Consider the following 4,062-nt stretch of genomic DNA (forward strand, 5'->3'; position numbering starts at 1 on the left):
GCGTGCTGGTCGCGCCTGGGGTCGATGCGGCCCGGTATCTGTTTCGCGAGAGCGGGGGAACAGAAGCCGTAGGTCAGGCGGACCATGCCGAAGTAGTCGATCACCGGGTCCAGCACATTGATCGCCAAGTCCAGCAGGGCCGTGTAGCTCTCCGGGCGCTGGGGCAGGTTGGGGAGGCCGGTGCGGCCTTGGGTCTCGCCGCATTCGATGAGCTGCCGGTAGGTGAGGAACCGGCCACAGGGCTCGTCGAGGGCGGGCACGCCGTGCGACCGGACCAGCGCGAAGCCCTCCACCGCCCAGCGGTGTTGGGCCAGAGCTTGATCGAAGGCCGCCGGGCCGGGGCCATAGCCGGACAGGTCGAACAGGCCCAGCCGGTCCAGCGCTTCCTCGAAGGCCAGTTGTTCCGGGTAGTGGGGGAATTCCTCGTTGATGTAGCGGGACTTGCGGTAGAGCGGGGGCGGCGGGTAGTCGTCGCCGTAGGCGAAGTAGTCGATGTCCTGCTCGCGCAGCTTGATCTTCACCCGCTCCACCATCCGGGGCAGCGGTTGCCCCTCGAAGTCGTCATAGCGCATGAGGCTGAGCTTGCCGGAGCCGATGTGGACCTTCACCAGGTCGGCGTGACCGTAGTCGCCGTACAGCGTCGCCGCGCCGCCCACGTAGATTCTCAGCAGGGGCGGTAGCTGCTCGATCAGGCTCACATGCAGTTGCAGGGACTTCCCCGGTTCCAGCCAGCCCAGGCCGTGTTCCGCCGCTTCCCGGCAAGCCTGGGCCAGGGCTTCGGTGTTGGCGATTTGGAACAGCCGCTCGCGGGCCACCGCCTGCGCCGTGTCGTAGTCGCCGAAGAAGTGCTTGATGTCCCGTTGCAGGCCGGGTTCCAGGTGCTTGTAGGGTTCGCGCCGCTGGAACTGGTTGAGGGCGAAGTACACGGTCAGGTCGGCCAGCCGCGCCGCCCTGGCCGCTTCGATGGCCTCGGACCCGCGCTGGTTCTCCACGCCGCGCAGGGCGCCGGACAGGCTGCCGAAGCCCGCCAACAGTCCCGGCAGGCCCGCGACTTCGGACTTGTCGGGCTTCCGCCCCAGGTTCAGCCATTGCGCCCAGAGGCGGTCCAATGCCTCGCGGTGGATTTCGTACTTGTCGGCCTTCGGTTCCCGCCGCGTCACCGCCGGGCGTTCCCGCGCGGTCGGATCGCGCAGCAGGTTGCGGCGGCTGCGGTGGCGGTCCATCAGGAAGCGCTGCTCGGCGTCCTTGTCGCGGAACACGTACAGCACGCCGGGGGCGCCACCGGGATGGCCTCCTCGTCCAGGGTGGCTTCGAGGAACGCCTTGATCTCCGCCTGGGTGAAGTATTTCTGGAAGGTGCCGCGCTGGGTCAGCACGCCGTCGCGGAAGCTTTTGCCCCGTGGGTCGTTCTGGTTGGCGAGCATCACCGACACCACCAGCAGCCGTTCGGCCAGGGCGTAGGCGCGGGTGAGGGCGTCCACCCGCTCGTCGAAGTCCTCGATGACGTTGATGACGAAGCCCAGGTTCACGATGTCCGCCGGGTGGATGGGCCGGTCGGGGGCGTGGTAGGGGTCCCAGCCCGCCGCGTCCAGGCCGTTCTCCACCAGTCCCCGCACGTCGTCGCCCCGTCCGCAGCCGTAGTCGAACAGCCGGTGGCGCCCATCCAGGAAGCCATGGCGGGCGAGGCTCTGCACCGGCGCGGAGAAGCCGCTGCGGCTCAGGGCGGTCAGGTGCCGGGCGGCCCGCCAACCGGCGTGCGGGAGCGCGGGCGTCTCGCCCGTTTCGGTTTCCAAAGCCTCGGCATTGCCCAACGGAATCAGGGCGTGGCCATCGAGGCGGTAGCCCTTGTCGCGGATCAGTTCCAGCCATTGCCGCCGGTAGCCGATGCGGGTGGTGTCGTCGAACAGGCCGATGGCCTCCGCCGCCGCCGTGAGGGCCGCGCATTCGGCCCGGCGGGGGTGGCCGTCCGGCAGCAGCAGTTCCTGGCGGTGAAGGATGGGCGGGTTGAGGGAGTCGGCGTAGCTGCGGTAGCCGACCGTGCCCTGGTCCAGGTCCACCCGCCAGCTTTCGCGCAAGGCGGGGAATGGGTCGGCGGCGAAGCCGGGGTAGTGCAGCAGGGCGATTTCCGGCGTGGCGGCGTCGAGGCGGATGAGGTTGTAATGGTCGGGGTGGCGGATGCCGGCGAGGCGTTCGGCTTCGTGGACGCGGGCTTGCTGGGCGGGGTCGAGGCGGGGGAGGGCGTCGGCGTGGAGGTAGGTTTTGGAGCCTACAGTTTTGGTGGGGAGTGGGGGCATGGGGTTATTTCAGCGGGCATCAACCGGCTTGTTCTTTATAGTTCAAAGGCGCGTTGAAGTCGGGGGCGATCTTAACCCGGCCTTTGAGCGCTCCGGCCTGGCGGGGTGGAAGCGGGGCATCGGGTGGGGTTTCGATACGTTCCGCTAGCTCGGGAAGCAGTGTGATGATTGCCCGTGCGTATTCCACTTCGGGCGGTGTGTTGATCCAGCGGATATGGCCGTGGTCGTAAATGGCTTCGTAGCTTTTCAGCACGGAAATTTCCTTCAAAGTTGATGTAGCCGGATATTGAAGCGCTATTTCCCTCGGCTCAACGATTAAGCGGCCAATCGTTCAGAGAGAATCGAGAAAACCTGGCGTTGCTGATCCACCGATAGCCGCTCAATCCGCCCAATAATCTCATTCAGGCTAATTTGATCGAGCCTATTCATCAATCTCAACAGTATAGCTTCAACTGATACCTGTTCTTCTGGTCGCAATTCAACCGGCGGATTGCGTAATTTCTTGAGCAGCCGCTCAGTTTCGTATTGATCCATCGCTTCGATATTTCCGAACGATAAAAACGGTGCTTGCCATGCCACTACCTGGCTACGCCGGGCTTCTTCAAGAAGTTCCATACGTCGATTTTGTATGGCGGTTAATAATCGTTCGGCTTGCTCTCGGTCGTCCGATGCCAGATAAGTTGGAGCGGCCATAAGCTCCCGCTCAAGCGCGGAACACCGATTCAAATCCATACTTTGGAACTGGTTGGTTAATTCACGCCTCGGTAGTATCCATTCAGTTGAGCGTCGTTGTTGCGCGGTAATTCGGTCTGTGGCGATGGCTTGATAAATGGGTTCCAGGCTCCAGGCGGGATCAATTTCGTTAGCTTCGAGGAAATCACTGGTTGCCGATACTTGATGCTGTATACGTTGCTGCAACAATTCCGCTAGCCGTTCTGGACTGAAATCTCCGCTTTCCCATGCCGAAATATCCTCACGGACCCGTTCCAATTGAGCGACTATATCGCTAATTTCTTGCTGGTCTGGCGTGTCGATAAATATCTCGCGCAGCCTCCTGGCTTTAACCAGAGTTTCTTCCAGTATCGTTTGGCTGGCTATCGCAAGGGAGTAAAGTTCTCCTAGAGTTTGGCGTCGTCCACCAATAGTGGCCTTCAAACGTTCCTGGCGGCGCTTCACCGCATTAATACGAGCGGTGATTTCGTCGGGGCTGAGTGCTGTCGCAGCCGCTTTGATACTTTCGATCAATCGGTCGCCTTGAGTAAGGGCGTCACGTAGTTCCCTTACTGGCGTTGAATCCGTAGGATCGGGCTGGCGCGGGTAATCATCACTCTCGGCCAAGGTGAGCGAAAACTTTTGCCGCTCCTCAACCTGCATGATGGCCCGCTGTGATTGCTGTTCCAAAATCCCAGCTTCGCGCTTAAATCCCAATTCCTTGAGACTGGCGACCGCCTTTTCTATGCGATGACGGAAATCGCTAACCTGGGCAACCGTGTTGCAGCTTTGTCTGGGAATCCAATCCGAAATTTTCGCGGCAATCATTTCCCGCAGTGGCGCTAGCAATTGATCACAAGCAGTAACATCAGCTTGGGACCAGCAGGGATTGCCTTCCATCTCTTGGCGTTGCTTCGATAAGAGGATTCCGAACCTCAGAAGATTGCCCACATCATTGTGGCTGTCGGCTTTTTCTATGCCGCGTTCCCAGTCATCGCGTTCAGTGTGGGTGGCCAACAAAAGTTTTCCCGCTTCATTGGCCTTATCCCGCAAATAGT

The 4,062-nt window shown here is 61.5% G+C and carries 3 protein-coding genes and 1 pseudogene; all 4 read right to left on the bottom strand.

Features of this window, described 5'->3' with window-relative positions; genetic code table 11:
- On the bottom strand, nt 1-1,268 hold a 1,268-nt coding region (locus tag ACXWUF_RS19795; protein ID WP_458496304.1), incomplete at its 3' end, for a DNA phosphorothioation-associated putative methyltransferase.
- Nucleotides 1,223-2,293, bottom strand: coding sequence for a DNA phosphorothioation-associated putative methyltransferase (locus ACXWUF_RS19800; RefSeq protein WP_458496305.1), 1,071 nt, complete (start codon nt 2,291-2,293; stop codon nt 1,223-1,225). The genes ACXWUF_RS19800 and ACXWUF_RS19795, both read right to left, overlap by 46 nt.
- Nucleotides 2,294-2,312: 19 nt before the next feature.
- Entirely contained in the window at nt 2,313-2,546 is a 234-nt protein-coding gene (locus ACXWUF_RS19805) for a hypothetical protein (protein WP_458496306.1), read from the bottom strand.
- Nucleotides 2,547-2,608: 62 nt separating this feature from the next.
- Nucleotides 2,609-4,062: pseudogene (locus tag ACXWUF_RS19810) on the bottom strand (hypothetical protein); the annotation flags it as partial.

It is taken from the genome of Methylomagnum sp. (genome assembly GCF_054333355.1).